Source organism: Desulfovibrio sp. JY (assembly GCA_021730285.1).
GTDB lineage: Bacteria > Desulfobacterota > Desulfovibrionia > Desulfovibrionales > Desulfovibrionaceae > Solidesulfovibrio.
Genome location: CP082962.1, coordinates 644654 through 669262, shown reverse-complemented (window position 1 = coordinate 669262; position 24609 = coordinate 644654). Strand labels below are relative to the sequence as shown.

The following is a 24609-nucleotide window of genomic DNA, read 5'->3' as shown; positions in this document are numbered from 1 at the left end:
CAACCACGCACCAAAAAGTAACCTAACCCCCTGCGGGGAAACCATCACCGGGAAGAAATCAGGGGGTGCGGATCAGGGCAACGGCTTTTTGAGGTAGCGGTAGTAGCTGTCGTACTGGTTGATGGCGGCGATGGGATTGTGGCCGAGAAGGCGGTCCTTGACGGCCAGCACCGTGCCCATGGCGTCGGCGTGCTTGAAGAAAAGCGAGTCGTGGCCGACGCACAGCCCGAGCAGCACGTTGAAGTCGGTGTGGGCCTCGTTGACCACCATGGCCTGGAGCACCGGGTTGCACATGGTTTCGTGGGCCGCGCCGGGATCGACCTGTTCGGCCGGGGCGATGCCGAGGACGTCCTTGGACACGCCGCCGACCTTGCAGGAGACGGAGGCCACCTCGAAGCCGTTTGTGGCCAGGATCTCGTGGACCACGGCGGCTTCCTTGCGCAGGCCGATGCAGAAGACCAGTCCCAGGCGTTTATAGCCCATGCGGCGGGCGAATTCCACGATCTCGACGATGCGGGGCTTGAGCGGTTTGACCGCGCCGTAGCCTTCCTCGCGGCCGCCGTAGCAGGTGGCTTCCTGGAGCGAGGCCTGCTTGGCGAAGACGCCGCAGGCGGCGGAAGTGGTTTCCGTCACGGCCGGTTCGACCAGCCCGCGCATCTTGATCGAGGGACAATCCTTGGGCGCTTTGCCCTTGCCCGTGCGGCAGAATCGTTCGGACCAGTCGTAGGGGCACAGCGCGCATTGGGGCAGGGGGGCATCGGCCATGGGGAGCGTCTCCTTTATCGCTATGAGCCTTGCAGCATGTTCCACCAGTTGCGGAACTCGAAAAATTCCTCGGCCTCATCATGCGTCTGGCATTTGACGTGGAGCACGCCATCCATTTCCGCGAATTCGGCGTCGGTGAAGTAAAGGCCCGCTTCGCGCAGCACGGCCTCGCGGCCCTCGGGACCCTCGGCCTTGTAGAGCTTGGCCCGAAGTTCCTTGTCGGTCTTGTAGCAGGCAAACAGCCGGCGGACATTGTCGAGCGTCATGTGGTTTCCTTTTGGCTGGCTGGCGGCTGGCTGTGGCGGCCACGCGCGGCGCATATTTGAAGAATACGCCTTCGTGCCCGTCACAGCCAGCCGCCGGCCCTGGTAACTTATCCCATCGTTGAAGCTGTCAGCGTGATCCAAGCGATGCTTCGGCACAACCGCCGACGGCCCTGGTGACTTATCCCATCGTTGAAGTGTGCCGCTTTTGACGTGCTCGCCAACCTCGGGTCGCCAGTCATGACAACTTATCGCATAGTTGAAGCGTGCCGGTCCTGACGTGCTCGCCAACCTCGCGGTCATATTCCCCTGGCCCTTTTGCTCCCCTTTGAAAGTTTTTCGGGAGGGAGGGGCGCGGGGAGGGGACCCCTTTTTCAAAAAGGGGTCCCCTCCCCGCAGTCTTTCCTCTTCGCTACGGCATCATCGGCGCGAGGCGCAGGCCGGCGTCGGCGGGCAGGCCGGACATCAGGTTGGCGCAGGCCACGGCCTGGCCGGAAGCGCCGCGGCACAGGTTGTCGATGGCCGAGACGACGATCAGGCGGTTGGTGCGGGGGTCGAGCACGAGGCCGATGTCGCAAAACATGGTGCCGCGCACGTAGCGCGTTTCCGGCAGCTTCCCCAGGGGCAGCACGCGCACCCAGGGTTTCTCGGCGTAGAAATTGTCGTAGCGGGCGTGGATCTCTTCCAGCGTGGCGGGTTTGGCCAGCCGCGTGTAGATGGTGGAGAGGATGCCCCGGTCGATGGGGAGCAGGTGCGGATTGAAGGACACGGTGATGTCCGTGCCGGCGAGCTTTCCCAGTTCCTGCTCGATTTCCGGAGTGTGGCGGTGTTTGCCCAGGTTGTAGGCCCGGAAGCTGTCGTGGACCTCGCAAAAAAGCGTGCCCACGGCGGCCTTGCGCCCGGCTCCGGATGCGCCGGATTTGCTGTCGGCCACGATGCCGTCGGTTTCGATGAGGCCGTCGGAAAGGGCCGGGGCCAGCCCCAGGATGACGGAGGTGGGGTAGCAGCCCGGGTTGGCCACGAGTTTGGCCTTCCTGATGCGCGGCGCGTAGAGTTCCGGCAGGCCGTAGACGGCGTCCGGCAGCAGGGTCGGATGGCGGTGGGCCAGGCCGTACCAGGAGGCATAGACGTCGGCGTCGGCCAGGCGGAAGTCGGCTGAGAGGTCCACCACCGAGAGCCCGGCGTCGAGCAGTTCGGCGGCGTAGTCCATGGCCGCGCCATGGGGAACGGCCAGAAAGACCAGCTTGCAGGAGGCGGCCAGATCGGCGGCGTCCGGCTCGGTGATACCCACATCCCCGGCCTCGAATCCCTGGAGAAAGGGATACAGGGCGCGAAGCGGCTTGCCGGCGTCGGCCCGGGAGGTGGCCCGGGTGAGCCGCAGGGCGGGGTGCACGGCCAGAAGGCGGGCCAGCTCCATACCGGTATAGCCGGTAACGCCGACCAGGCCGACGGGAATCGTTTCCATGAAGTCTCCCGGGGCGTTTTACTGTTTTCTCACGAAAGCCAGGCGCAGCTCGCACAGGATATTGTCGAGCACCTTGTGTTCCTCTTCGGTGAGGTTGCCGCGCGTCTTGCAGTCGAGCATGGCCAGAATGTCGATGGTGTGCTTGGCCTGGGGAAGGTTCTGCATGTATTCGCCGGTGTCCGGCTCCGGGGCTTCGCCCATGAGCACCATGGCCGACTGGGCCAGGGACAGGACGAAGGTGATGAAAGACACGGGCGGAAAACAGGGTTCCCGGTCCGCGTGGGCCTTATTGCAGCCGCAGGGGCTTTCCTTTTTTTGCGTGTCGCTGCCCATGGGGCGTTCCTCCTTGCAACATGGCTTCGGCCTTGTCCTTGACAACCATTCCCATTAGATAAGGATACGTCGTGAAACGGCAACCAGCCGGGGGTAGTCTTATCCCAAACCCGTCCGGCATGCATCCGCTTTTTCCAGCCCTGTGGCGGGGAAAGCGGGCCGGACATGCCTGGAGGCAAGCATGCATACCAAGATCGTGGCCACGCTCGGTCCCGCGTCCATCGCGCTCGATACCATGCGCGAGATGGTGCGTTACGGGGTCCGCATTTTCCGTCTCAACTTTTCCCATGCCGATGCCGCCTACTTCGAGCCCATCATCAAGAATATCCGCACCCTCGAAAGCGAGTTCGGCATTCCGCTGACGGCCCTCGGCGACCTGTGCGGCCCCAAGACCCGCATCGGCGAGGTGGCGGATTCGCCGCGCAGCGTCAACAAGGGCGAAAGCCTGCTGCTCGGGCTGCCCGACGAGCGGCCCGATCCGGCTCGCGACGATCGTGTGTTCGTGTCCCTCGACGTGCCGGCGCTGCTGGCCGGCCTGCGGGTCGGCATGCCGGTCAACCTGAGCGACGGGCTGCTCCAGTTCCGCGTCACCCGGGAGGTCAAGGCCGACCGGCTCTACGCCATGGAGGCCCAGAACGCCGGGCTGCTCTCCTCGAACAAGGGCATCGCCTTTCCGGGCAAGCACCACGCCTTGCCGGCGCTGACCGCCAAGGACGTCAAGGACCTGCACGAGGGCATCGACGTGGGCGTCGACGCGCTGGCCATCTCGTTCGTGCAAAACGCCGCCGATGTGGTCATGACCAAGGAGGAGATAAAAAAGCACGGCGTGTGGGTGCCGGTGGTGTCCAAGCTCGAACGCCAGAACGCGGTGGAAAACCTCGACGAGATTTTGAAGATCACCGACGCGGTCATGGTGGCGCGCGGCGACCTGGGCCTCGAATGCCCCATTCCGGAGCTGCCGATCCTGCAGAAAAAGATCATCCGGGCCTGCCGCCATGCCCAGCGGCCGGTCATCGTGGCCACCCAGATGCTGCTGTCCATGGTCAAAAACCCCATCCCGACCCGGGCCGAGTCCACGGACGTGGCCAACGCCATCCTGGACGGGGCCGATTGCGTGATGCTGTCGGAAGAGACGGCCGTGGGCGACCATGTGGTGGAGACGGTCAAGGTGATGCGGCAGATTTCGGACAATGCCCTGGATTACTACCTGGAACGCATCCCCTCGCCCTATGCGCCCAAGCGGGAGAAGAATCCGCGCAAGTTCGTGGCCTATTCGGCCTGCCTGATCGCGGACAACATGGAAGGCAAGGCCATCGTCTGCCACACGGTCAGCGGCACCAACGCCAGGCTGACCTCGAGCCGGCGGCCGCGCCAGCAGATTTTCGGCGTGACGCCGGATTCCCGGGTGATGCACTTCCTCAACTTCGCCTGGGGCGTGCGGCCGCGCCTGCTGGAGGCGACCAGCGGCGACCACATGGCCCGGGTGGAGGCCTTCGTGCAGAACTGTCCGGACATCAATCCCGGCGATCCGGTGGTGATCACCGCCGGACGTCCCACGCCCGGCAACGACACCCCCGGCACCAACGAGATCAAGATCTACTACAAGTAACGCTCCGGGCCGTCGCGGGACGGTCCGGCGTCCGCCCGGGCAGGGTTTCCGCTTACGGCGGACCCTGCGCCGGGGGGCGGCGTCAGTTTCTTTCCGGCCTCTCCCGGTCGGCCATGATCCGCTCAAGCTCCTCCATGAGATGGGCGATGTCGATGGGCTTGGAGACGTAGCCGTCCATGCCCGCCTCCAGGAACTTCTCCCGGTCGCCGCTCATGGCGTAGGCCGTCACCGCGATGATGGGGATGGCGGCCATGGGGCCGAGCCCGGGGGACTGCCGGATTTCCCGGGTGACTTCCAGGCCGTTTTTCCCGGGCATGCGGATATCCATCAGGATGCAGTCGAAGGGCCGTTCGGCCAAAAGCCGCAGGATTTCCTCCCCGCTTCCGGCCGGCGTCACCGCATAGCCCGCCTTTTCCAGCATCTTCTGGGCGGCAAGGCGGTTTATGGCCTCGTCCTCGGCCAGGAGTATCCGCACGCGATTCGTGGAATCCGCTTGCGCGCGGGGCGGCGGCGCTTCGTCCGGCGCGCCCTTTTGCGCCGCGCGCAACGGCAGGGCGCAATAGATCGTCGTACCGTCGCCTTCCCGGTTGTCGATGGCCAGTTCGCCGTCCATCATCCGCACCAGCCGGCGCACGATGGAAAGCCCGAGCCCGGCGCCCTCCCGCAGGGCATAGGGCGCGTTTTGTCCCTGGACAAAGGGTTCGACGATATCCCTCAGGCGCGCGTCGGGGATGCCGACGCCCGTATCCCGCACGGAAAAGACCACGGGCAGCCGCCCGTCGGCGCTGGGGGGCAGGGCGAAGGCCGCCACGTCGACGCCGCCCGTCGTGGTGAACTTCAGGGCGTTGCCGACCAGATTGAACAGGATCTGCCGGATGCGCGCCTCATCGCCGGCCAGTCGCGCCGGCATGGCGGCGTCGGTGGAAAATTCCAGGCGCAGGCCCTTGTTTCTGGCCACCAGCGAAAACACTTCCAGGATGGAGGCCTTGAGGTCGGCCACCTTGAAATCCGCTTCCTGGAGCGTCAGCTTGCCCGCCTCGATCCGGGAAAGGTCGAGGATGTCGGAGAGCAGGCTCGTCAGGCGCTGGGTGGAGATGATGGCGGCGGAGAGGTATTCGTCCTGCTCCGCGTCGAGGGAGGTCGTGCGCATGAGCTGGAGCATGCCCAGGACGCCGTTTAACGGCGTGCGGATTTCGTGGCTCATGTTGGCCAGGAATTCCGACTTGGCGACATTGGCGGCTTCGGCCACGCGTTTGGCGTTGAGCAGCGCGGCCTCGGCCTGCTTGCGCTCCGAGATGTCGGCGAGCAGCAACAGCAGATGGTCGATCCCGTCGCGCACGAACCGGACGAAATGACATTCGATCCAGACGTCTTTGCCGAACGACGTGACCATCCGGCATTCCAGGTGCGATGGCGCGCCGGTCTCGAGGGTCGCAACGGCGTGTTCCAGCATCCCGGCGTCCCGCCAGGAGTCCAGATGGCGGAAGTTGAGGCTCTGGAGGGCTTCCTTGTCGCCGCCGGTAATCCGGCTGAAGCTGTCGTTGACCGAGATGCATTGCCCGTTTTGGTGATAGACCCCGATGCCGACCGGGGACGTCTCCAGGATGGTTTCGTTAAATGCCAGCAGTTGCTGGAGGTCGGCCGTGCGCAGGGCGACCAGCTCTTCAAGCCGGCGTTGCTGTTGCCTCGCCGCCAGCCGGTCGCGCCGGACCCGGATGGCCAGCGCCCCGGTCAGGACGCCGATGCCGGCCACCGCCGCCAGGGTCCCCAAGCCGATCATCCAGGCCAGCCCGTGCCATCGCCGCAGCACCGTGGACAGGGGCAGCGACAGGCATACCGACATGGGCAGGCCGGGAACGGGGCTGCCGGCGCTGATGCGTCCGGAACCGTCGCGACAGGGCGGTTCGACGCGGCCGAGCAGGGTGTCGTCGAAGGGATAGGTTGCAAGCAGGGTGCCGTCGGAGCGTTGCAGGGCGATGCGGGCGCTGGGGGGCAATTCGAGGGCACGGTAGAGATGCGTGAAGTACCGCATTTCCACGGCGGCCATGAGGACGCCGGCGAAACCGCCGTCCGGGGTGGTCAGACGCCGGGCGAGGCTGATCATCCAGTTGTTGTTGACCCGGTTTCGCAGCGGCGCGGAAATGAACAGGGCATCCGTTGTGGCGTGTTTTTGGGCCTGGAAGTAGTCCCGATCGCCGACGCGGACAGGCGGGGTGGGGAAAACGCGCGAGTGGGCGAGCATCGTGCCGTCCGGACCGAACAGCAACAGCGCCTGCCCCTGCAGCAGGCCGCGGAAGCGGTCGTGCAGCAACCGGTGCAGGGCCGCGTCCGTTGGCGGCGAGGCAAGCCGTTCGGGCGTCAGGAGCGTTCGCGTATCCGTCAGGACGAAGTCGATTTCCTGAAAGGCCAACCCGGTCTGGCCGGCCAGGACCAGGGACAGGCGGGCCAAGTCCTTGTGCGCCTCGCGCAGCTCGCCAAGGCGCAGGGCGTAGAGCCCGACGGCGCAGCCGATGCTCAAGGCGAGGGACAGCAAGACCCCCGGCCATAGGATCGACGCGCTGGATTTCGTCGTATGGGCGTCCGGCTCTGCTGGCCGCATGGTTCCTCGACATCGCCCTGAAGACAGCGAGGACGCCCTCGGGCTCTACAGGATAAAACGGTTGTTTTCGAAGCGCTCCCGGCCGTCAACATAGTTACGGAATTCGCGTGCATATCGGGAGAAAACGCAAGCATACACATGCCCGGGGACGGCGGCGTTGTCAACGGCCGCATACGTCAGGGACCCGCTCCCGAGGCCGGCTCGCGCCGGCGTCGCGGCATATGGCAGGGCGACCGCTAGCGCAGGCTCTTTTTCCCCCGCCAAAACGACAGGATCACCCCCAGGCACGAGAACACGGCAAAGGCGACCAGCCCCACCCGCATGCTGGACAGAAAGGCCGGCAGCGTGTCGGCGGTGATGATGGCGTCGCCCATGAGCAGCGAGAAAATGAGCGTCACGCTGGTCATGGACACGGCCATGCCGAACGTGCGCATGGCGGCGATCATGCCCGAGGCCAAGCCGAATTGGCGCTTTTGCACGCTGCCCATGATGGCCGTGGAATTGGGGGTGATGAAGATGCCGAACCCCGCGCCGATGACCGCCAGCTCCGTGACCAGAAGCCACAGCGGCGTGTCCGGGCCGATGGTCGCGGCCGTGGCGAACAGGCCGGCGGAACTGACCAGCATGCCCACGGTGGCGAGCGTCGCCGCGGCGAAGCGCTCGGTCAGCCGGCCGGCGATGGGCGAGGCGACCACCTGGAGCACCGGCTGGGACAACAGCACCAGCCCGGCCAGGCGCGGCGGCAGGCCCTTGGCGTACTGCAGGTACAGGCTCATCATGAAGGTGATGCCGAAGGTGGCGGCGTAGTTGCCGAGGGCGGCCAGGCAGCTCAGCGTGAAAAAGCGGTTTCTGGTCAGGAGGTTGATGTCGAGGAGCGCGCTTTTGGTGCGCGCCTGCAGGCGAAGGAAGACGGCCAGCCCCAGCACGCCGACCGCGATCATGGCCGGGCCGAGGGGAAGTTCCTTGGCATGGGCCGCGCCGAGCATGAGAAAGGCGACGCTGACGGCGTAGAAGATGCCGCCGCGCCAGTCCATGCGCTCGCCAAAGGCGTTTCGCGGCGCCTCCTTCATGCCGAAAAGGCACATGCCCGTGGCGGCGAGCCCGATGGGCACGGGCATGAGGAACACGTAGCGCCAGCCGAAGTGGCCGGTGACGTAGCCGCCGAGCACCGGGCCGAGCGACAGCCCGGCGTAGGTGCAGGCCGAGACGATGCCGATCTTGCGGCCGCGAAGCTCCGGCGGATAGGCCGCCGCCACCAGGGCCAGGGACCCGGACAGCACCATGCAGGCCCCGAGTCCCTGGAAAAAGCGCTGGACCATGATCATGTGCACGGATTCGGTGAACCCCAGGGAGCAGGTCAGGGCGGTGAAAAGGGCCAGACCCGGCAGGAGCACCCGGCGCTGGCCGATGATGTCGCCCCAGCGCCCGAAGGCGAGCATGCCCATGGCCAGGGACACGACGTAGAGCTGTTCGATGAGTCCGAGCTGCATGGCCGTGGCGCCGAGGTCGCGGCCGAGGGACGGCAGGGCCACGCCCACGGCCGTGAGCATGAAGGGGGCCATGAACTGGGCGATGCAGACAGTGACAAGGACCATGGCCGGGGAGCCGGCTTTCGGGGACGTCATGCGAATATCCTTTGCAACGCGGTCGGGCGGAGTTTTCGAAGGGAAGGGCCTCGCCGGGAATTTCGGCCGGTACGGACAAAAAAACAAGAGGCAACCAAAAAGATGCTAAGTACCCTGTGGGTATCCTTGACTGCGGGCGGGAAAATCGAGGGAGTTCTGTGACGATTTGGCGGCGCTCTTGCCAGCCTTGTTGCGGCAGTATACGCTTTCTTGTCGCAATGCCGCCAAGTCAGGTTTGGGAGGGATGTCGTGGAACGGATTATCGAGGCTGATCTGGAGAAGTTGAAGACAGATACGCTGACGATTTTCCATATGGCCCAGGCCGCCGTCGAAAAGGCCCTGCACGCGGTGTTCGACCGCGAAGCGGCTGCGGCCGGGGCCGTCATCGAAGGCGACGCGGCCATCGATGCCCGGGAATGCGCCCTGGATGCGGAAATCCTGCGCCTGCTCGCCTTGCACCAGCCCGTGGCCCGGGACCTGCGCTACATCGTCGCCTGCATGCGCGTCGTCGGCGACGCGGAACGCATCGGCGACCAGGCGGTGGGCATTGCCAAGCGCAGCCTGCTGCTGGCCGGCCGCGACCCCATCGCGCCGCCCGTGCGGCTGGAGGAACTGGCCGAGACCACGCGGGATTACCTGGCCCGCACGGCCGTGTGCTTCTCCGAGCTCGACATGGAGATCGCCCGCCGGCTGTGCGAGGAATCCGAGGAAGTCCTGGACCTCAACGTGGCCATTCTCAAGGAGATGACGGAGTACATGCGCGACGTGGCCCGGCCGGTGGAACGCGCCGTACAGTTCTGCTTCATTGCCCATGGGCTCAAGCGCGTGTGCGACCAGTGCACCAACATCGCGGAATCGGTGGTGTTTATCCGCGAGGGCGCGTGCAGCCGCCATCGTTGCGATTAGCCTTTCTTCCCCTTGGTTTTTGCGGCGGCTTTGTCCTATAGTGAGGTGCCGTGGCGCGTGTGCGCCCGAAGGAGCCGCCTCGTGGACATCCCCCTGGCCATCGCCATCCTGATCGTCGACGATCAGCAGCCCATGCGCAAGACCATCGCCTACATCCTGCGCCAACTCGGCTTCAAGAACCTCAATTATGCCGAGGACGGGGAAGGGGCGTGGGAGATCATCAACAACAATCCGGTGGACCTCGTGCTGCTCGACTGGAACATGCCGCGCATGTCCGGGCTCGCGCTGCTCGAACGTATCCGCAGGAGCGAACGCTTTGCCAAACTGCCCGTGGTCATGATCACGGCCGAGGCCAACGAGGAGCATGTCGTCACGGCCATCGGCGCCGGCGTGACCAATTACGTGGTCAAGCCGTTTACCCCGGACGTGCTGGCCAGAAAGATTCGGGAGGCCTGGAGCTCGCCCAGGGTCAGGCGACCGGGAGGCGCACCGTGACGCGCGTGCCCACGTCGTCGGTTTCCATGGCGATGTTGCCGCCGTGGGCCAGGGCGATGCGCTTGGCCGAGTAGGTGCCGAGCCCGGTGCCCTTGGCCTTGCCGGCGGTGGCGTACTTGTCGAAAAAACAGCCGCGTACGCATTCGGGCACCGGGCCGGCGTTGGCGATGGCGATGTGGGCCATGTCCCCTGTGCGGCCGAGGTCCACGGAGATCGTGCCGCCCTTCGGCGAGGCCTCCACCGCATTGGTTATGAGGTTGGCCAGCATGGAGAAGCATAAGAGCTCCTCCCCGCGCACCGTGAAGCCGCTTCCCGGCGGGACCGGCGCGCCGTCGACGGTCAGGGAGAGGGTCAGGCCGCGCCGTTGGGCCGTATCGACATAGAAGCCGAAGTTTTTTTCGATGATGGGAACCAGGTTCACGTCCGTCGGTTCGAGCACGTACTGGTCCCGTTCCATCTTGTAGAGCGCCGTGGACAGGTTGACCATGGACAGGATCAGGTAGCCGGACTCCTCGATGAGGGCGAGCATGTCGCGCTGGTCGTCGTCGAGGTTGTCGGCCATGCGCATGACCTGGGGCAGGCTGATGATGGCCGACAGCGGCGATTTGAGGTCATGGCGCATGATACGTTCCACATCCTCCTTGAGCCGGGCGTTTTCCAGGGTCACCCGCAGCAGTTCCTTTTCCGTGGCCGCCAGCCGGTAATGGTCCAGCGCCGCGTTCAGGGCGCGCGACAGGTTGGGGGTTGGGCAGGGTTTGGTCAGAAAGCGGAAGATGTGGCCTTCGTTGACCGCGGCCATGGCCGCGGTCAGATCGCCGTGGCCGGTCAGCATGATGAGGACGGCCTCCGGGGCGACCTCATGGACTTTTCGCAGGAAGGTCACCCCGTCCATGCCCGGCATGCGCAGGTCCGAGACGACCACGGCGAAGGGGCCGCCCTCGTCAAGGGTCCGCAGCCCCTCCATGGGGCCGAGGGCCGTGGCCACGTCGTAGGCGCGACAAAGCCCCCGCCGCACGCCGTCGAGCACGGCCTGGTCGTCGTCGACGAAAAGCACCTTGGCGCATTGGGGCATGGATGGCATCCTTGTCGGTTTCGTCCGCTATAGCCCAATCGCCCGGCGGGAACCAGCCCTATCCGAACACGAAGTAGCCGGCGCAGGCCCAAAGCGTTGCGGCCACGACACGGAAAAAGCGTCTTGCCGCGCACGGCGAGGCCAGCGCCCTGGCCAGGAAGGCCCCGAACCGGGCGTAGGCCAGCATGCCGCCAAAGGCGAGCAGGCAGATGGGCGCGGCCAGAAGCGCGATGTCGGCCACGGCCGGCATGCCGGCGGCGGCAAAGGGCGGCAACAGCGCCCCGAGAAATCCCCAGGCCTTGGGATTGACCGCAGCCACGCCCGCGCCTTGCAGGGCGAGGGAAACAAGCGGCGGCCGGACACAGGCGCCGTCCGGGGCGATGTCGCGGGCGCCGGCCCGCCACAAGGCCAACCCCAGCCAGGCGATGTAGGCCGCGCCGGCAAGGCTTGCCGCGCGAAGCAGCCATGGCTCGCGCCCGAGCAGCGAAAGTCCGTACAGGGCGATGACGATCTGGGTGAGGGTGGCGCAGACGTTGCCCAGGGCCACGAAAACGACAGGCCGGCAGCCGTGGCGCATGCCGAGGGTCAGGGCCTGCAACATGGCCGGGCCCGGCGTCAGCATGCTGGCGGTCAGGGCGGTCAGGTAGGCGGCGTAGTTTTGAAGGTGCATGGCGGCTTCCCGCGACGGGTTTGGCCGCCCGGCCGGGTCGCATTGCCGGCCGGGGACCGTTGGGCCGGTCCCGTCCGGAGCCGGCCGCCCGTATCATTCGCGGTCAGCTGCGCCAGCGCTGCATGAATTCGGCGGCCGTGCCGCCGGTCTCGATGTGGGCGATCAGCGCCGAGCCGAAGACCACGGCGTCGATGCTGTCGCCGAAGGGGATGAGCTGTTCCGGGGATTTGATGCCGAAGCCGAGGGCCACGGGCACGTCGAAGATGCGCCGCACCGAGGCGAGGTGCTCGGCGATTTCGGCCGGCAGCGTCTCGCGCATGCCCGTGGTGCCGAGCACGGAGACGAAGTAGACGAATCCCCTGGCATGGGCCGCGTAGGCGGCAAGCCGCTCCTCGGACGTGTTGAGCCCGACCAGCGGGATCAGGTCCAGGTCGTGTTTCCCCAGGGTCTCGGCCATGGGCCCGGCTTCCTCCAGGGGCAGGTCCGGGACGACGAATCCCGCAACCCCGGCCGCCGCCGCATCCTCGGCAAGGTTTTCCAGGCCGTACTGGAGAAAGGGATTGTAGTAGCCCATGAGCACCAGTCCCGCCTTGTAGCGGCCCTTGCGGCGCTCGAGTTCGTGGAGGATCCAGGACAGGCAGGTGCCGTTTAACAGGCAATCGAGGGACGCCTTTTCCACCACCGGTCCGTCGGCAACGGGATCGGAAAAGGGCACGCCGATCTCGATGATGTCCGCGCCGCCGGCATCCAGCGCGTCGAGTTCGTCGAAAAACCGTTCCTTGTCCGGAAATCCGCCGGGCAGAAACGGAATCAGCGCCTTGCGTCCGGCCGCCAGCGCCTCCATGATGCGAGTGGTAAGGATGGACTGGCTCATGCGCGGCCTCCCGCCTTTTTTTCGTAGGCTTCGATGATGCCGAGGTCCTTGTCGCCCCGGCCGGACAGGCACACCACCACCTGCGACCCTTTCGGAATCTCGGCGGCGTGGGTCAGCACCCAGCCTACGGCATGGGAGCTTTCAAGCGCCGGGATGATGCCTTCCCGATGGCACAGGACCTCGAAGGCATTGAGCGCCTCGGTATCCACGGCCATGCCGTAGTGCACCCGGCCGGTGGCGGCCAGATGGGCATGCTCGGGGCCGACGCCGGGATAGTCCAGGCCGGCGGAAACGGAATGGGAGGGCAGGATCTGGCCTTCCCTGGTTTGCAGGAGCATGGAGTGCATGCCGTGGAGCACCCCCGGCGTGCCCAAGTTTATGGGCGCGGAGTTGTAGCAGCCCGGTTCGCCCGTGCCGGCGGCTTCCACGCCGATGAGTTTGACCGACGCGTCCGGTTCGAAGTGGTGGAACATGCCGATGGCGTTGGAACCGCCGCCCACGCAGGCGACCACGTAGTCCGGCAGCCGGCCCATCTTCTCCAAACACTGGGCCCGCGCTTCCTTGGAAATGATGGCCTGGAAGTCGCGCACCAGCGTGGGGAATGGATGGGGCCCGGCCGCCGTGCCGAAGCAGTAGTGCGTGGTGCGCTGCTCGGCGATCCAGTAGCGCAGCGCCGCGTTGATGGCGTCCTTGAGCGTCTTGGTGCCGGACTCGATGGGCACGACCTCCGCGCCAAGGAGCTTCATGCGCTTGACGTTGTGGGACTGGCGGGAAACGTCCTCGGCCCCCATGTAGACGATGCAGCCAAGGCCCAACATGGCGGCGGCCGTGGCCGTGGCCACGCCGTGCTGGCCGGCCCCGGTCTCGGCCAGAAGCACCTGCTTGCCCATGTATTTCGTGAGCAGCCCCTGGCCCATGGTGTTGTTGATCTTGTGCGCGCCGGTATGGTTCAGATCTTCCCTTTTAAGCCACAGATCGAACCCCAGCTCCCTGGACAGGTTGGGGCAGCGGTACAGCGGCGAGGGCCGGCCTACGTAATCGGTCAGCAGCGCGCCGAGTTCCTTCTGGAACTTCTCGCTTGGCACGATGGTCTTCATGGCCTCTTCCAGCTCCAGAAGCGGCGGCATGAGCAGTTCGGGGACAAACTGTCCCCCGAAGTCTCCAAAGTACGCTTTACGCATTGTTATGCCTCCGGCGGCCAGGGGAAACTTTTTGAAAAAAGTTTCCCCTGGACCCCTTCAAAAACTTTTAACGGACTCCGCGTGGTGCGCGTGGTTCCTCTCGTTCTTCCTTGTTGCCGGTCGCTGTTTTCCCTGGCGGAAACCGCCAGGGAAAACAGCGACCGGCGGGAAGGGGGGACCGGGGGGCCCATGGCCTCCCGGCGGGGTCCGGGGCAGCGCCCCGGTTCTTATCCTCTCCCTTTCACGGACCAAAGGGACCTCCGGACTTTTGCGAGGTCCTTGAGCCCCGGGGAGGATTCCACGCCGGAGTTGAGGTCCAGGCCGTGGGGTTTGGCCTGGGCCAGGGCCTCGGTGATGTTGTCGGGTCCCAGGCCTCCGGCCAGGAGCCAGGGCATGGGCGGGGAAAATTCGGCCAGGGAGGCGAAGTCGAGGGACACGCCGTGGCCGCCGCCGGAGGTGCCGGCGTCGAGGAGCGCGTAGCGGATCGCGCCGGTGAAGGATTCCATGGCGGCGACGAGGGTGGCCGTGTCCGGGTGTTTTTTCGGCCAGAAGGCGCGGATGACGCGCTCCGGCCCCACAGCGCGGCAGAACGCCGCGTCCTGGTCGCCGTGGAGCTGGGCGAAGTCGAGCTCGGCCTCGTCCATGATGCGCAGCACCTCGTCGAGGCTCTGTTCGACGAACACGCCGACGCGCCTGGCCGTGGTGCGGGGCAGGGCGGCGGCCTGCGCGGGCGTGACGCGACGCGGGCTCTTGGCGGCGAAGATGAACCCGAGCAGGTCGGCCCCGGCTTCGGCGCAGCCGAGGACGTCCTCGGGGCGGGTCATGCCGCAGATTTTTACCAGTAGTCCGGCCATATCAGTCCGCCTTTCCGGCAAGCGCGGCCAGGGCCTGGCCGGGATCGGGTTCACTCATGATGGAGGTGCCGACGAGCACGGCGTTGTAGCCGATGGCGGCCATGCCGAGCACGTCGGCGCGGCTGGCGATGCCGCTGGCGGCGATCCAGATGCGGCCCGGGCGTTTCAGGGCGGCCATGCGCCGGGCCACGTCCAGGTTGGTTTTGAGCGTGTCCAGGTCGCGGCTGTTGACCTGGATGATGTGCGCTCCGGCGGATTCGGCCCGAGCCAGATCGGCCTCGTCGAAGACCTCGACCACGGCCTCGAGGCCGGCGTCGTAGGTCAGGCGCAGCATCTCGGCCAGTTCCGCGTCGGTCAGCATGCGTACGATCAAAAGCAGGGCCGAGGCCTTGGTGGCGGCGGTTTCCACCACCTGGAGCGGATGGAGCAGGAAGTCCTTGCGCAGCATGGGCAGCCCGGCGGCGCTGATGGGCTCCAGATAGTCGACGGAGCCCTTGAAGTAGGTCTCCTCGGTCAGCACCGATATGGCGGCGGCCCCGGAGGCGGCGTACATGGCCGCGACCTCGCCCGGGGCGAGCCCCAGGTTGATGTCGCCCGCCGACGGCGAGGCCCGTTTGTACTCGGCGATGACGGCGATGGGGCCGGCGGCGAGCAGGGCGTCGGAAAAGGACGGTCGCGCGCCGTCATACCTGGCGGGCAGGCGCTGGGCCGCCTCGAGGTCCTTGAGGCGTTTTATGGCCTTGGCCTGGGCGGCCCGGAACTTCTCAAGCATGGAGCACGTCCTCGAAGAACTTGGCGGCGATGCCGGAAGCGACGGCGTCGCGGGCCTTGTCCATGCCCTGCCTGAGGGTGAGGCCGTCCTCGAGCAGGTGCAGGGAGCAGCCGAGGTTGAGCGCCACCATGTCGCGCATGGCCGCGTTGCCCTTGCCGGCCAGGACCTCGCGCAGCACGGCCACGGCCTCGTCGCGGCCCGAGACCACCACGTCGGCCGGCTTGTGGGTCGGGAAGCCCAGGGCGGCCGGGTCGATGCGGTCGCTTTTGATCCAGCCGTCGCGCAGCCAGCACACGTCGGCCGGACCGAAGGGGGTCAGTTCGTCGAAGCCGCCGGCCCCGTGGACCACCGCGCCGCAGGACAGGCCGGTCAGGGCCAGCACCTCGCCCATGAGCCGCACGTGGCGGGAGGTGGGCACGCCGAGGAGTTGGTGGGTGGGGCGGGCGGGGTTGAGCAGGGGGCCCATGAGGTTGAAAAGCGAACGCACGCCGAGCTCCTTGCGGATGGGGCCGATGCGCTTGAAGGCCGGATGGTAGTTGGGGGCGAAGAGAAAGACGAAGTTGTGCTTGTCGAGTTCGGCCGCGACCAGTTCGGGTTCGACCACCAGGGTGAATCCCAGGGATTCCACGGCGTCGGCGCTGCCGCAGGAGCTGGAGACGGCGCGGTTGCCGTGCTTGACCACCTTGTGGCCCAGGGCGGCGAGGTAGAGCGCCACGGCGGTGGAGCAGTTAAACGAGCAGGTGTTGTCGCCGCCGGTGCCGCAGGTGTCGATGCGCGCTCCGGTGAGTCCCGCGACGATGCGGGCCTCTTCCAGGGCGGCGGTGACGCCGGCCGCGATCTCCACGGCGGATTCGCCCTTGGTCTTGAGCCCCATCAGGAACGCGCCCACGCACGACGCCGGCATCTCGCCGGTGTACATGGCCCGGAAGGCGTAGGTGGCCAGTTCCTGGGGCAGGTCCTTGCCGATGGCGAGAAGTTCCAGGCATTCGACATGTTTTTCCACGGTGCTGCTCCTTTGCTGCGTGGGCGGTTAACGCGGGGCGGTGGCTGCTTCCAATTCCTCGCGGGCCATGTTGAGAAACGCCCTGGCCCGGTCGAGCTGTTCGGCCACGACTTCGGGGGTCAGGCAGAGGTTGGTTTCGAAATCGGCGCGGTTGCGCAGGTGCTCGGCCTCGACCAGCCAGCGGTGGAAGACGGGCGGCAGTTCGCTCGGGTAGGCGAAGCGCTGGCCGAAGGCGGCGATGACGTCGCGCGGGTCGTTCACGTCAAGCCTGACGGTCAGCAGAAACGCCTCGGCCACGTAATGCATGCTGAAGAACGTCCGGCTCATGGCGCAGTCGAAGAGACCCTCGGCGGCGAGCAAACGCGCGCCGTGCAGGCTGTCCTTGGCCTTGTCGAGCAGAACGGGGACGGTGTTCACAAGCAGGTATCCTTATAAAATCTTGTCCGGAAAGTTCCCGATCAGCTTCATCCCGTCGGGAGTGAACACCGATTCCGGATGAAACTGCACCCCTACCCAGGGCCGGTCGCGATACCGCAGTCCCATCACCTCGTTTCGGTCGGTCCAGGCCGTGATCTCCAGCTTGTCCGGAGCCTTGCCCGCGAGCACCACCAGCGAATGGTAACGGCAGCACTCGAAGGGGTTGGGCAACCCCGTAAACAGCCCCGTTTCGCGGTGGTACACGTCCGACGTCTTGCCGTGCATGATGCGGTCGGCCACGACAACCGGCGCGCCGGCGAAGTGCCCGAGGATCTGATGCCCCAGGCAGACGCCGAAAACCGGGGTCTGTTTTGGCAGTTGTGCGAGAAACTGCAAGCACAACCCGGCATTGGCCGGGTTGCTGGGCCCGGGCGAGATGCAGACCATGTCGAGCTTGCCGGAGGAAGCCAGCTCCAAAATCTCGGGGTCGTCGTTCTTTTTCACCACCGGGTCGCGGCCCAGTTGCTGGAAGGCCTGGACCACGTTGAAGGTGAACGAATCGAAGTTATCAATAAGTAAAAACATCGCCATCCTCCTTGGCCGCCAGCACCTCGGCGATCACCCGGGCCTTGTTCTGACACTCCATCCATTCCTTGGCCGGATCGGAATCGTAGACGATGCCGGCTCCGGCCTGCCAGGCGAGCATGCCGTCGCGTATCCACATGCTGCGGATGGTGATGCCCGTGTCCAGGTTCACGCGTCCCTCGTCCAGGCCGATCCAGCCGATGCAGCCGGCATACGGCCCGCGCGGCAGGCTGTGCTCCAGCTCGGCGATCATCTCCATGGCCCGCACCTTGGGCGCGCCGGAAAGGGTCCCGGCCGGAAAGGCGCACTTGAGCACGTCCAAAGCGTCGAGGCCGTCTTTCAGCTTGGCCGTCACGTAGGACACGATGTGCATGACGTGGGAAAAGCGTTCCACGGCCATGAACTTCTCGACCTTGACCGTGCCGGGTCCGGCCATGCGGCCCAGGTCGTTGCGGCCGAGGTCCACCAGCATGACGTGCTCGGCGCGCTCCTTGGGGTCGGCCATCAGCTCCTCGGCCAGCCTGTCGTCCTGCTCGGGGGTCTTGCCGCGCGGCCGGGTCCCGGCGATGGGGCAGGTGGTCAGCTCGCCGTCGCGGCAGCGGATGAGCAGCTCCGGCGAGGAGCCTAAAAGCGTCACCCGCGGCAGGCGCATGAAGAACATGTACGGCGAGGGGTTCACCTGGCGCAGCCGGCGGTAGACCACGAAGGGGTCGCCGGAAAAAGGCGCGGAAAACTGCGTGGAAAGCACCGTCTGGATGCACTCGCCGGCCCGGATCATCTCCTTGCACTTGGTCACGGCCTCCATGTAGCCTTCGGCTTCGGGGCGGTTGACCACCTTGCCGATGACCGGCCGGTTCATCGGCGCGAAGATGTTGGAATAATCGATGCGGGCCTTCTTGCCGGCATCCAGGGAAAGATGCAGGCAGCGGTGCTTGACGTGGTCGAACAGCACCACGCGGCCGGGCAGCACCAGACAGAACTCCGCCTCCTCGGGCGGCAACACGCTTTCCAGCTTGGGCTCGAGAATGCCGGCGATGCCGTAGCCGAAATAGCCCGCCAGGGAGCGCGTGATGGGCGGCACGTCCTTGAAGCCCTCGGGCGGCAGCACGCGCAGGTCGGCCATGAGGCCGCGCATGCCCTCCAGGAAGCCCTGGCCGCTGTACTGCTCCAAGGCCTTTAACCGGTCGTCCGTGGCATTGACGTCGAGCTTGCCGTCCTTCAGGCGCAGGCGCAGGCGGAAATCCCAGGCGATGAGGCTGTAACGGCCCAGCCGGCCGTCCACCTCGGCGCTTTCAAGCAGTATGCCCGGCCTCTCCCCCACAAGCCCGAGAAAAAGGCTTATGGGCGTCTGCACGTCGGCCGGCAGCCACGTCCCTTCCTGCCTAAGCGTAATCGCACTCATGGATTGTCCTTTTTTGCCGTTTCGGCGGTCCACCACGCCTCGGCGCGGCGAACGAGCAGGTCCACGTCGCCGCCCGCGGCGAGGTTGAGAAAGCTGCGAAAATTGCGCACGGCCTCATGGCTGTACGGATTGGCTTCGTAAAGCGCGGTGAAAAGCCCCGCGTCCTTGGTGATGAGTTTTTCGGCCGCGACCAGCCGCCGGGTAAACGACGGCGTCAGGTACTTTCGCACCGCGCCGCCGGCTCCCTGGGCCGCCAGATAGGCCAGGGTGGTGACGAAATTGAGTCCCTGCACATAGGCCGCCGCCCGGTCGTGCTCCTCGGCGTCCGAGGCGAAGGGCACAAACCCGATGCGCTCGCACCAGCCGGCAACCGTCTGCGTGGCCCAGACGTCCTGTCCCGGCCGGCCGTCCATGACCGCCACCCGCAGCGCGTCGTCAGGCCCCGGAGCCGGCCCGAAAAGCGGATGCGTGCCGACCACCGGACCATGATAATGCGCCACCATGTCGTTGATGGGCTGCGTCTTGACCGAACCCACGTCGGCCAATATCTGCCTGCCTCCCATGTGCGCGGCGACCTTTTCGGCCACTTCGCCCGTGGCGTAGACCGGCACGGACACCAGCACCATGTCCGCGCCCGTAACGCCCTCCGCGATCTTGGCTTCCGTCAGCGGCCGGTCCAGCTCCCGCACCGCAAGCCCGGCCTCCCGGCACCGCCCGACAATCAACTTCCCCATCCCCCCCCGCGCCCCGACCAGGGCGAGGGAGTTGATGGTGAGGCGGGAAGATTCCGGGGGAGGGGACCCCTTTTTGGAAAAAGGGGTCCCCTCCCCCGGACCCCCACCCTCCCCAAAAACTTCTGACGGGGTGGGGCTGTTCGCATCTTTGTTCGTATGTGGCATAACAACCTTTTATGCTTCACCTTCGCCCCGAAGGGGCGAAGGCGTGGTGGTGGCGGAATTTGCTTGGGACGCGCTTGCCGCGAAGCGGCATGCACCGTCCCGGCAAATTCCGCCACCATCTTCTCCCTCCGCCTGACCGCCAGCCAGCCAAGCCTCCCGCCCGACCAGAGCGAAACGGGGGGACCGGGGGGCGCGCCCGCCCCCCGGCGGAGTGCAGAGGCGGAGCCTCTGCCGGGGTCTGGGGCGGAGCCCCAGCCTCCCAGCCTCCCAGCCTACGGTCGTACCGCCTGCCACTTCTCCCAGAACGCCGGGAACGACTTGGCCACGCAGGTGGTGTTGTCCAGGGCCACCTCGATGCCGGCCATTTCGAAGATGGCGGCGGACATGGCCAGCCTGTGGTCGCAGAAGGCGGAAAATTCGACGCGTTCCCCTGTGGGCAGCGGCCGGGGTTTGATGCGCATGCCGTCGGGGGTGGTGGTGACCACCGCGCCGGCCTGGGTGCAGTTTTCGGCCACGGCCTCGATGCGGTCGGACTCCTTGAGGCGCAGGTGGGCGACATTCCGGATGGTCGTTTCCCCCTTGGCGAAGCAGGCGGCCGAGGCCACGGTCGGCACGAGGTCCGGGCAACGGCCCATGTCCAGGTCCTGGCCGGTGAGGCTGCTTGGCAGCACGGTGATGCCGTCGGGGCCCTGGTCAATGCGCGCGCCCATGCGGGCGAGGATGTCGAGGATCGCCCGGTCGCCCTGGAGCGAGTCGGGCCGCAGGCCGGTGACGGTGACCGGGGCCTTGCCCACGGCGCCGGCGGCCAGGAAGTAGGACGCGCTCGACCAGTCGCCTTCCACGACATAGTCGCGGGGCTGGTAGAGCGCGGGGCGCATGACGAAGCGCACCTGTCCGGGGATGACGTCGACAAGCGTGCGCCAGTCGGTTTGGGCCCAGGCGTCGCCGTGGAGGACTTCCACGGCAAAGGGGACGTCGAAGTCGGCCAGGGTGGACAGGGTGATGGCGACGTAGGGCCAGGACACGGTTTTCTGGCCGGTGACTTCGATGGTGAGCGGCGCGGCGGCCAGGGGCGCGGCCAGAAGCAGGCCGGAAAGGTATTGCGAACTGTCCTCGAGGCTGATGGCGGTGGTTCCGCCGGCGAGGCCGTGCGTGACGATGGTCAGCGGCGGGCAGCCGGATTTGCCGAGGTAGAGGGCTTCGATGCCGAGGGGCAGCAGGGCGTTGACCAGTTCGCCGATGGGGCGCTCGTGCATGCGGCCCTCGCCGCGAATCTCGAAGACGCCCTGGCCGGCGGCGGCCACGGCGGTCAAAAGGCGGCAGGTGGTGCCGGATTCGCCCACGTCGAGGATTTGCGGCTCGCCGTCTTCGGGATCGCCGCCCTGGGGGTGGCCGGCGGTGCCCGAGACGATGACCGAGCCGTCGGACTGGGGATGGAAGGCCGCGCCCATGGCGGCCATGCAGTCCCGGGTGCGGGTGATGTCCTGGCTGTCGAGCAGGCCGGCGACGCGGCTTGTACCGGCGGCGAGGCTGGCGGCGATGACGGCCCGGTGCGAGACGGACTTGGAAGGCGGGGCGGCGACGGTTGGCATGTCGTATCCTTGTTCTTGGGGTTAAAGTGCGGGGGCGGGACGGCGGTTCCCGCCCCCGTATACCTTAATCTCCGTTCGGTTCCAGATCGCCGTCGGCAAGATCCACCTGTCTGCCGACCGGGTAGCAGCCGAGGATACGCAGGCTGAGCGTCTGTTCCATGAGCGTGGTCAGGAGCTTCCGGTACTCCTCCCGGGTGAGGTCGCACTGGAGATCGGCGAAAAAGACGTACTGCCATTTTTCGCCGCGAATGGGCCGTGATTCGAGCTTGGTCAGGTTGATGCCCTCGCCGGCCAGATGCGAGAGCACTTGGTAGAGCGATCCGGGTTTGTTGGGCACGGTGAAAAGGACCGAGGTCTTGTCGCGCGTCTGCTGCTTGGTGTCCTCGGGGCCGATGATGAAAAACCGCGTCCAGTTGTCCGGCAGGTCCTCGATGGGGCTGGCCAGGATGTTGAGCCCATGCATGGCGGCGAGTTTCACGTGCCCGATGGAGGCGGCGGTGGGTTCGCCGGCCAGGCGCAGGGCGGCGGCCGCCGTGGAGTCGGTGGGGATGATCCGCGCCGCGGGCAGGTGCGTCTTGAGCCAGGTGGCGCACTGGGCCAGGGGCTGGGGATGGGAATAGACGGTTTCGATCGCGCCGAGGTCGGTGGCCGTGGAGAGCAGGGCGTGGCTTATGCGGCAGGAGATTTCCGCCTGGATGAAGACCTCGTGGCGCTGGAAGTGGTCGAGGCTTTGGCCGACCGTGCCTTGCAGCGAGTTTTCCAGCGGCACGATGCCGAGGTCCGCCAGCCGGCTGGCGACCGCCGCGAAAACGTCGCCGATGGTGGTCTGGGGCAGGAAGTCCGGGGAATGGCCCAGGGCGGCCATGGCCGCGAAGTGGGAGAAGGTGCCCTCGGGGCCGAGGTAGGCCACGCGTTCGGGGCGCTGGAGCCGGCGCGAGGAGGACAGTATCTCCCGGTAGATGGCGAGCAGATGGGGAACGGGCAGGGGGCCGGGGTTTTTCGCGGCCAGCCGTTCCAGCACCTCCTGCTCGCGGAAGGGTTTGAACACGGCGCTTTGGCGGCCGGCCTTGCGGCGACCGACCTCGAGGCTCAGGCCCGCGCGCTTGTTGAGCAGGGTGAGTATCTGCCCGTCCACGGCGTCGATGCCGTTTCGCAGTTCGAGCAACGCCTCTTCCAGGGTCCCCGGGGCGTTTTGAGCGGCGTTTTTTGTCGTCTCCGGGGCCATCCTAACCTTCCTTGATGTCTTCGGCGATGCGCATGCCGAAATGGCGGCCGGCCACGTCGGTGCGTACGAGCACGGCGTCGCCTTCCTTTATGGTCACGACGCTGACGGGTTTGCCCTCGGGCGTCACCAGCCGGATGGTCTCGGCGTTTTGCAAGAACACCTTGCCTTCCTTGCCGTCCACTTCGGCCGTGATGAGCAGCATGGGCCGGATTTCGGTCTTGACCCGGCCGACCACCGCCGTTTTGGTGGCCCCGGTGTGGGAGACGACCAGCACTTCCGAGCCGGCGGCCAGTTCCTCCAGGTAGCGGGTCTTGTCCCCGGGCATCTGGCAGTAGGCGTGGACCGCGCCGGCATTGATGCGGAAAGGCCGCGCCGCCACGTAGGGGTTGGACTCGGTCTCGGCGTTGACCAGGAAGGTGAAGGCCGAGGAATTGCCGACGAGCATGCCTTCGCCTGTTTTGAGGATACTGGTCGTGTCCACGCAGACCCGGTGCCCGAGGCCGGCGTGTTCGATCTTGGTGATGGTTGCCGGCGCGAGTTCCATGGTTCCCTGGGAAAGTTTCAGTTCGTTGACGATGGTTTTAAGGTCGCAGACGGCCTCTGGGGCGATCAAGAGCTTGTCCGCGCCGCGCTCCAGCACCCCGGCGGCGAGCCTGGCCCGGTCCAGGCTTTCGCACTCGAGCCCGAGCCCCTCGGTGCAGGCCAGGATGTTCTCCACCGGGATGATCTCCCAGCCCTTGGCCAGAAAGACCGGCCGGCAGGTTTTGAGCGCATCGATGGCCGTGCCTTCGTCGTCCTTGCAGCCGATGGGGATCAGGTCCATCTCCTCGGGCGTCATCACCTTGGTGCGCCCGAGGGCCAGGATCTTTTCGGCGTCCGCCGCCTCGGCCACGAATCCGTCCACGCCGGATTCGATGCCGAGGGTGACGATCTCTTTGTCGAACGGGATGGCTTTGAGCCAGATTTCCTTGGTCATGACTAGTCCTTGAGCAGTTCGAGGGCCTGATCGACTTCCCAATCGAGGTGCACGATGCCGTGCAGGGCCTGGACGATGCGGGCCGGCTGCTTGTGCTGGAAGATGTTGCGGCCGATGGAGAGTCCGGAGCCGCCGGCCTGGATGGAGTCGTGGGCCATCTGGAGCAGGTCGCGGTCGTTGTCCATCTTGGGGCCGCCGGCGATGACCACCGGGATGCAGCAGGCGTCGGTGACGCGGGAGAAGGACTTGATGTCGCCGGTGTAGGGGACCTTGACCACGTCGGCGCCGAGCTCGGTGCCGACCCGGGCGCAGTGGGCCACCACATCGGGGTCGTACTCGTTTTTCACCTTGGGGCCGCGGGCGTAGACCATGGCCAGAACCGGCATGCCCCATTCGGCGGCGCGGGAGGTGGCTTCGCCGAGGTGCCCGAGCATGTCGCGTTCGGTCTCGTCGCCAAGGTTGATGTGCAGCGACACGCCGTCCGCGCCGAGCTTGATGGCGTCCTCGACCGTGGCCACCAGGGCCTTGGCATTGGGGAAGGGGGACAGCGAGGTGGAGGCGGACAGGTGGATGATGAGCCCGACGTCGCGACCCCGGCCGCGATGGGAGCAGCGGGGCAGGCCCTTGTGCATGAGCACGGCGTTGGCCCCGCCCTCGGCCACCTGGTTGACGGCGTCGCGCATGTCGATGAGCCCGGCGATGGGGCCGACGGTGACGCCGTGGTCCATGGGGACGATGATGGCGCGGTGCGTGTTGCGATTGAAAATACGTTCGAGGCGGACGGCTTTACCAAGCAGCATGACGGTCTCCTTGCGGTTTGGCCTCCCGAGGGGGGGAACGCCGACGACAGGAAACAAAAAAGGGCCGCCGGCGTGATGCCCGCGGCCCTGGAGTGGCTCGTTGCGGTTTCGTTAGTTCGACCGCACCCCTCCCTGACCACGGGCGTGGCTAAACCAGAACCAAAAATAAAAGCCGGTGGTGGGGTTGGTGAGGGACTGCATGGCCAGAGAGCTACGCGGGGCCGCTC

24 protein-coding genes are annotated in these 24609 nt (G+C 66.4%); 3 read left to right on the top strand and 21 right to left on the bottom strand.

Going from position 1 to position 24609, the window contains the following annotated elements; genetic code table 11:
- Positions 1–72 precede the first annotated feature (72 nt).
- The 4 genes from K9F62_02865 to K9F62_02850 form a co-directional block, all read right to left on the bottom strand.
- Positions 73–765 carry a DUF1847 domain-containing protein gene (locus K9F62_02865; protein ID UJX41660.1) on the bottom strand — a complete coding sequence of 231 codons (693 nt, stop codon included), beginning with the start codon at positions 763–765 and terminating at the stop codon, positions 73–75.
- 20 nt (positions 766–785) lie between these two features.
- Positions 786–1031: a Nif11-like leader peptide family natural product precursor gene (locus K9F62_02860; protein ID UJX41659.1), complete on the bottom strand. Its 246-nt coding sequence runs from the start codon at positions 1029–1031 to the stop codon at positions 786–788.
- A 409-nt stretch (positions 1032–1440) separates the two neighbouring features.
- On the bottom strand, positions 1441–2493 hold the full coding sequence (gene argC, locus K9F62_02855) for an N-acetyl-gamma-glutamyl-phosphate reductase (protein ID UJX41658.1): 1053 nt from the start codon (positions 2491–2493) through the stop codon (positions 1441–1443).
- 18 nt (positions 2494–2511) lie between these two features.
- Positions 2512–2826: a DUF1844 domain-containing protein gene (locus K9F62_02850; GenBank protein ID UJX41657.1), complete on the bottom strand. Its 315-nt coding sequence runs from the start codon at positions 2824–2826 to the stop codon at positions 2512–2514.
- 181 nt (positions 2827–3007) lie between these two features.
- On the opposite strand from K9F62_02850, the gene pyk reads away from it, so the two are divergent.
- Positions 3008–4435: a pyruvate kinase gene (gene pyk / locus K9F62_02845; protein ID UJX41656.1), complete on the top strand. Its 1428-nt coding sequence runs from the start codon at positions 3008–3010 to the stop codon at positions 4433–4435.
- An 82-nt stretch (positions 4436–4517) separates the two neighbouring features.
- Here pyk and K9F62_02840 read toward each other — a convergent pair whose 3' ends face one another.
- Together K9F62_02840 and K9F62_02835 are read right to left on the bottom strand one after the other, a co-directional pair.
- Positions 4518–7034: a response regulator gene (locus K9F62_02840; protein ID UJX41655.1), complete on the bottom strand. Its 2517-nt coding sequence runs from the start codon at positions 7032–7034 to the stop codon at positions 4518–4520.
- Positions 7035–7270: 236 nt separating this feature from the next.
- Entirely contained in the window at positions 7271–8659 is a 1389-nt protein-coding gene (locus K9F62_02835) for an MFS transporter (protein UJX41654.1), read from the bottom strand.
- A 249-nt stretch (positions 8660–8908) separates the two neighbouring features.
- Here K9F62_02835 and phoU point away from each other — a divergent pair, with 249 nt between their 5' ends.
- Positions 8909–9565: a phosphate signaling complex protein PhoU gene (phoU, locus tag K9F62_02830; GenBank protein ID UJX41653.1), complete on the top strand. Its 657-nt coding sequence runs from the start codon at positions 8909–8911 to the stop codon at positions 9563–9565.
- A gap of 81 nt (positions 9566–9646) precedes the next feature.
- Positions 9647–10060, top strand: a complete 414-nt coding sequence (locus K9F62_02825; protein UJX41652.1) for a response regulator — start codon at positions 9647–9649, stop codon at positions 10058–10060.
- Here the strand turns inward: K9F62_02825 and K9F62_02820 are convergent.
- The 15 genes from K9F62_02820 to K9F62_02750 form a co-directional block, all read right to left on the bottom strand.
- The gene (locus K9F62_02820; protein ID UJX41651.1) at positions 10035–11132 is read right to left on the bottom strand and encodes a hybrid sensor histidine kinase/response regulator; all 1098 of its coding nucleotides are present in this window, start codon (positions 11130–11132) and stop codon (positions 10035–10037) included. The genes K9F62_02825 and K9F62_02820 overlap by 26 nt on opposite strands.
- A 58-nt stretch (positions 11133–11190) precedes the next feature.
- Positions 11191–11802, bottom strand: coding sequence for a LysE family translocator (locus tag K9F62_02815; GenBank protein ID UJX41650.1), 612 nt, complete (start codon positions 11800–11802; stop codon positions 11191–11193).
- 103 nt (positions 11803–11905) lie between these two features.
- Positions 11906–12676: a tryptophan synthase subunit alpha gene (gene trpA, locus K9F62_02810; GenBank protein ID UJX41649.1), complete on the bottom strand. Its 771-nt coding sequence runs from the start codon at positions 12674–12676 to the stop codon at positions 11906–11908.
- Positions 12673–13857, bottom strand: a complete 1185-nt coding sequence (gene trpB / locus K9F62_02805) for a tryptophan synthase subunit beta (protein UJX41648.1) — start codon at positions 13855–13857, stop codon at positions 12673–12675. The genes trpA and trpB overlap by 4 nt, the downstream gene beginning before the upstream one ends.
- Positions 13858–14084: 227 nt before the next feature.
- Positions 14085–14711: a phosphoribosylanthranilate isomerase gene (locus tag K9F62_02800; GenBank protein ID UJX41647.1), complete on the bottom strand. Its 627-nt coding sequence runs from the start codon at positions 14709–14711 to the stop codon at positions 14085–14087.
- Between the two features lies 1 nt (position 14712).
- Positions 14713–15483 (bottom strand): indole-3-glycerol-phosphate synthase, encoded by a 771-nt coding sequence (locus K9F62_02795; protein ID UJX41646.1) that lies wholly within the window; start codon positions 15481–15483, stop codon positions 14713–14715.
- Positions 15476–16486, bottom strand: coding sequence for an anthranilate phosphoribosyltransferase (gene trpD, locus K9F62_02790; protein ID UJX41645.1), 1011 nt, complete (start codon positions 16484–16486; stop codon positions 15476–15478). Before trpD ends, K9F62_02795 begins: the two co-directional genes overlap by 8 nt.
- 27 nt (positions 16487–16513) lie before the next feature.
- On the bottom strand, positions 16514–16903 hold the full coding sequence (locus K9F62_02785; protein ID UJX41644.1) for a HEPN domain-containing protein: 390 nt from the start codon (positions 16901–16903) through the stop codon (positions 16514–16516).
- Between the two features lie 12 nt (positions 16904–16915).
- Complete coding sequence (locus K9F62_02780) at positions 16916–17488, bottom strand: aminodeoxychorismate/anthranilate synthase component II (GenBank protein UJX41643.1); 573 nt, start codon at positions 17486–17488, stop codon at positions 16916–16918.
- Positions 17472–18890 carry an anthranilate synthase component I family protein gene (locus K9F62_02775; protein UJX41642.1) on the bottom strand — a complete coding sequence of 473 codons (1419 nt, stop codon included), beginning with the start codon at positions 18888–18890 and terminating at the stop codon, positions 17472–17474. Before K9F62_02775 ends, K9F62_02780 begins: the two co-directional genes overlap by 17 nt.
- Positions 18887–19789: a prephenate dehydrogenase gene (locus K9F62_02770; protein UJX41641.1), complete on the bottom strand. Its 903-nt coding sequence runs from the start codon at positions 19787–19789 to the stop codon at positions 18887–18889. Before K9F62_02770 ends, K9F62_02775 begins: the two co-directional genes overlap by 4 nt.
- A gap of 272 nt (positions 19790–20061) precedes the next feature.
- Positions 20062–21381, bottom strand: coding sequence for a 3-phosphoshikimate 1-carboxyvinyltransferase (gene aroA, locus K9F62_02765; GenBank protein UJX41640.1), 1320 nt, complete (start codon positions 21379–21381; stop codon positions 20062–20064).
- 64 nt (positions 21382–21445) lie between these two features.
- Entirely contained in the window at positions 21446–22606 is a 1161-nt protein-coding gene (gene pheA, locus K9F62_02760) for a prephenate dehydratase (GenBank protein UJX41639.1), read from the bottom strand.
- A gap of 1 nt (position 22607) precedes the next feature.
- Positions 22608–23582: a 3-dehydroquinate synthase II family protein gene (locus K9F62_02755; protein ID UJX41638.1), complete on the bottom strand. Its 975-nt coding sequence runs from the start codon at positions 23580–23582 to the stop codon at positions 22608–22610.
- 2 nt (positions 23583–23584) lie between these two features.
- Entirely contained in the window at positions 23585–24382 is a 798-nt protein-coding gene (locus K9F62_02750) for a 2-amino-3,7-dideoxy-D-threo-hept-6-ulosonate synthase (protein UJX41637.1), read from the bottom strand.
- Between the last annotated feature and the right edge of the window lie 227 nt (positions 24383–24609).

Excerpts from the sequence above, each read along its gene's own strand:
- K9F62_02800 (UJX41647.1), bottom strand. The coding sequence starts at position 14,711 with ATGGCCGGACTACTGGTAAAAATCTGCGGCATGACCCGCCCCGAGGAC.
- pheA (UJX41639.1), bottom strand. The coding sequence starts at position 22,606 with ATGGCCCCGGAGACGACAAAAAACGCCGCTCAAAACGCCCCGGGGACC.
- K9F62_02865 (UJX41660.1), bottom strand. The coding sequence starts at position 765 with ATGGCCGATGCCCCCCTGCCCCAATGCGCGCTGTGCCCCTACGACTGG.
- K9F62_02840 (UJX41655.1), bottom strand. The coding sequence starts at position 7,034 with ATGCGGCCAGCAGAGCCGGACGCCCATACGACGAAATCCAGCGCGTCG.
- aroA (UJX41640.1), bottom strand. The coding sequence starts at position 21,381 with ATGCCAACCGTCGCCGCCCCGCCTTCCAAGTCCGTCTCGCACCGGGCC.
- K9F62_02775 (UJX41642.1), bottom strand. The coding sequence starts at position 18,890 with ATGAGTGCGATTACGCTTAGGCAGGAAGGGACGTGGCTGCCGGCCGAC.
- K9F62_02770 (UJX41641.1), bottom strand. The coding sequence starts at position 19,789 with ATGCCACATACGAACAAAGATGCGAACAGCCCCACCCCGTCAGAAGTT.
- K9F62_02860 (UJX41659.1), bottom strand. The coding sequence starts at position 1,031 with ATGACGCTCGACAATGTCCGCCGGCTGTTTGCCTGCTACAAGACCGAC.
- K9F62_02850 (UJX41657.1), bottom strand. The coding sequence starts at position 2,826 with ATGGGCAGCGACACGCAAAAAAAGGAAAGCCCCTGCGGCTGCAATAAG.
- K9F62_02820 (UJX41651.1), bottom strand. The coding sequence starts at position 11,132 with ATGCCCCAATGCGCCAAGGTGCTTTTCGTCGACGACGACCAGGCCGTG.
- K9F62_02815 (UJX41650.1), bottom strand. The coding sequence starts at position 11,802 with ATGCACCTTCAAAACTACGCCGCCTACCTGACCGCCCTGACCGCCAGC.
- K9F62_02780 (UJX41643.1), bottom strand. The coding sequence starts at position 17,488 with ATGTTTTTACTTATTGATAACTTCGATTCGTTCACCTTCAACGTGGTC.
- K9F62_02755 (UJX41638.1), bottom strand. The coding sequence starts at position 23,582 with ATGACCAAGGAAATCTGGCTCAAAGCCATCCCGTTCGACAAAGAGATC.
- K9F62_02835 (UJX41654.1), bottom strand. The coding sequence starts at position 8,659 with ATGACGTCCCCGAAAGCCGGCTCCCCGGCCATGGTCCTTGTCACTGTC.
- pyk (UJX41656.1), top strand. The coding sequence starts at position 3,008 with ATGCATACCAAGATCGTGGCCACGCTCGGTCCCGCGTCCATCGCGCTC.
- trpA (UJX41649.1), bottom strand. The coding sequence starts at position 12,676 with ATGAGCCAGTCCATCCTTACCACTCGCATCATGGAGGCGCTGGCGGCC.
- K9F62_02750 (UJX41637.1), bottom strand. The coding sequence starts at position 24,382 with ATGCTGCTTGGTAAAGCCGTCCGCCTCGAACGTATTTTCAATCGCAAC.
- trpB (UJX41648.1), bottom strand. The coding sequence starts at position 13,857 with ATGCGTAAAGCGTACTTTGGAGACTTCGGGGGACAGTTTGTCCCCGAA.
- argC (UJX41658.1), bottom strand. The coding sequence starts at position 2,493 with ATGGAAACGATTCCCGTCGGCCTGGTCGGCGTTACCGGCTATACCGGT.
- K9F62_02795 (UJX41646.1), bottom strand. The coding sequence starts at position 15,483 with ATGCTTGAGAAGTTCCGGGCCGCCCAGGCCAAGGCCATAAAACGCCTC.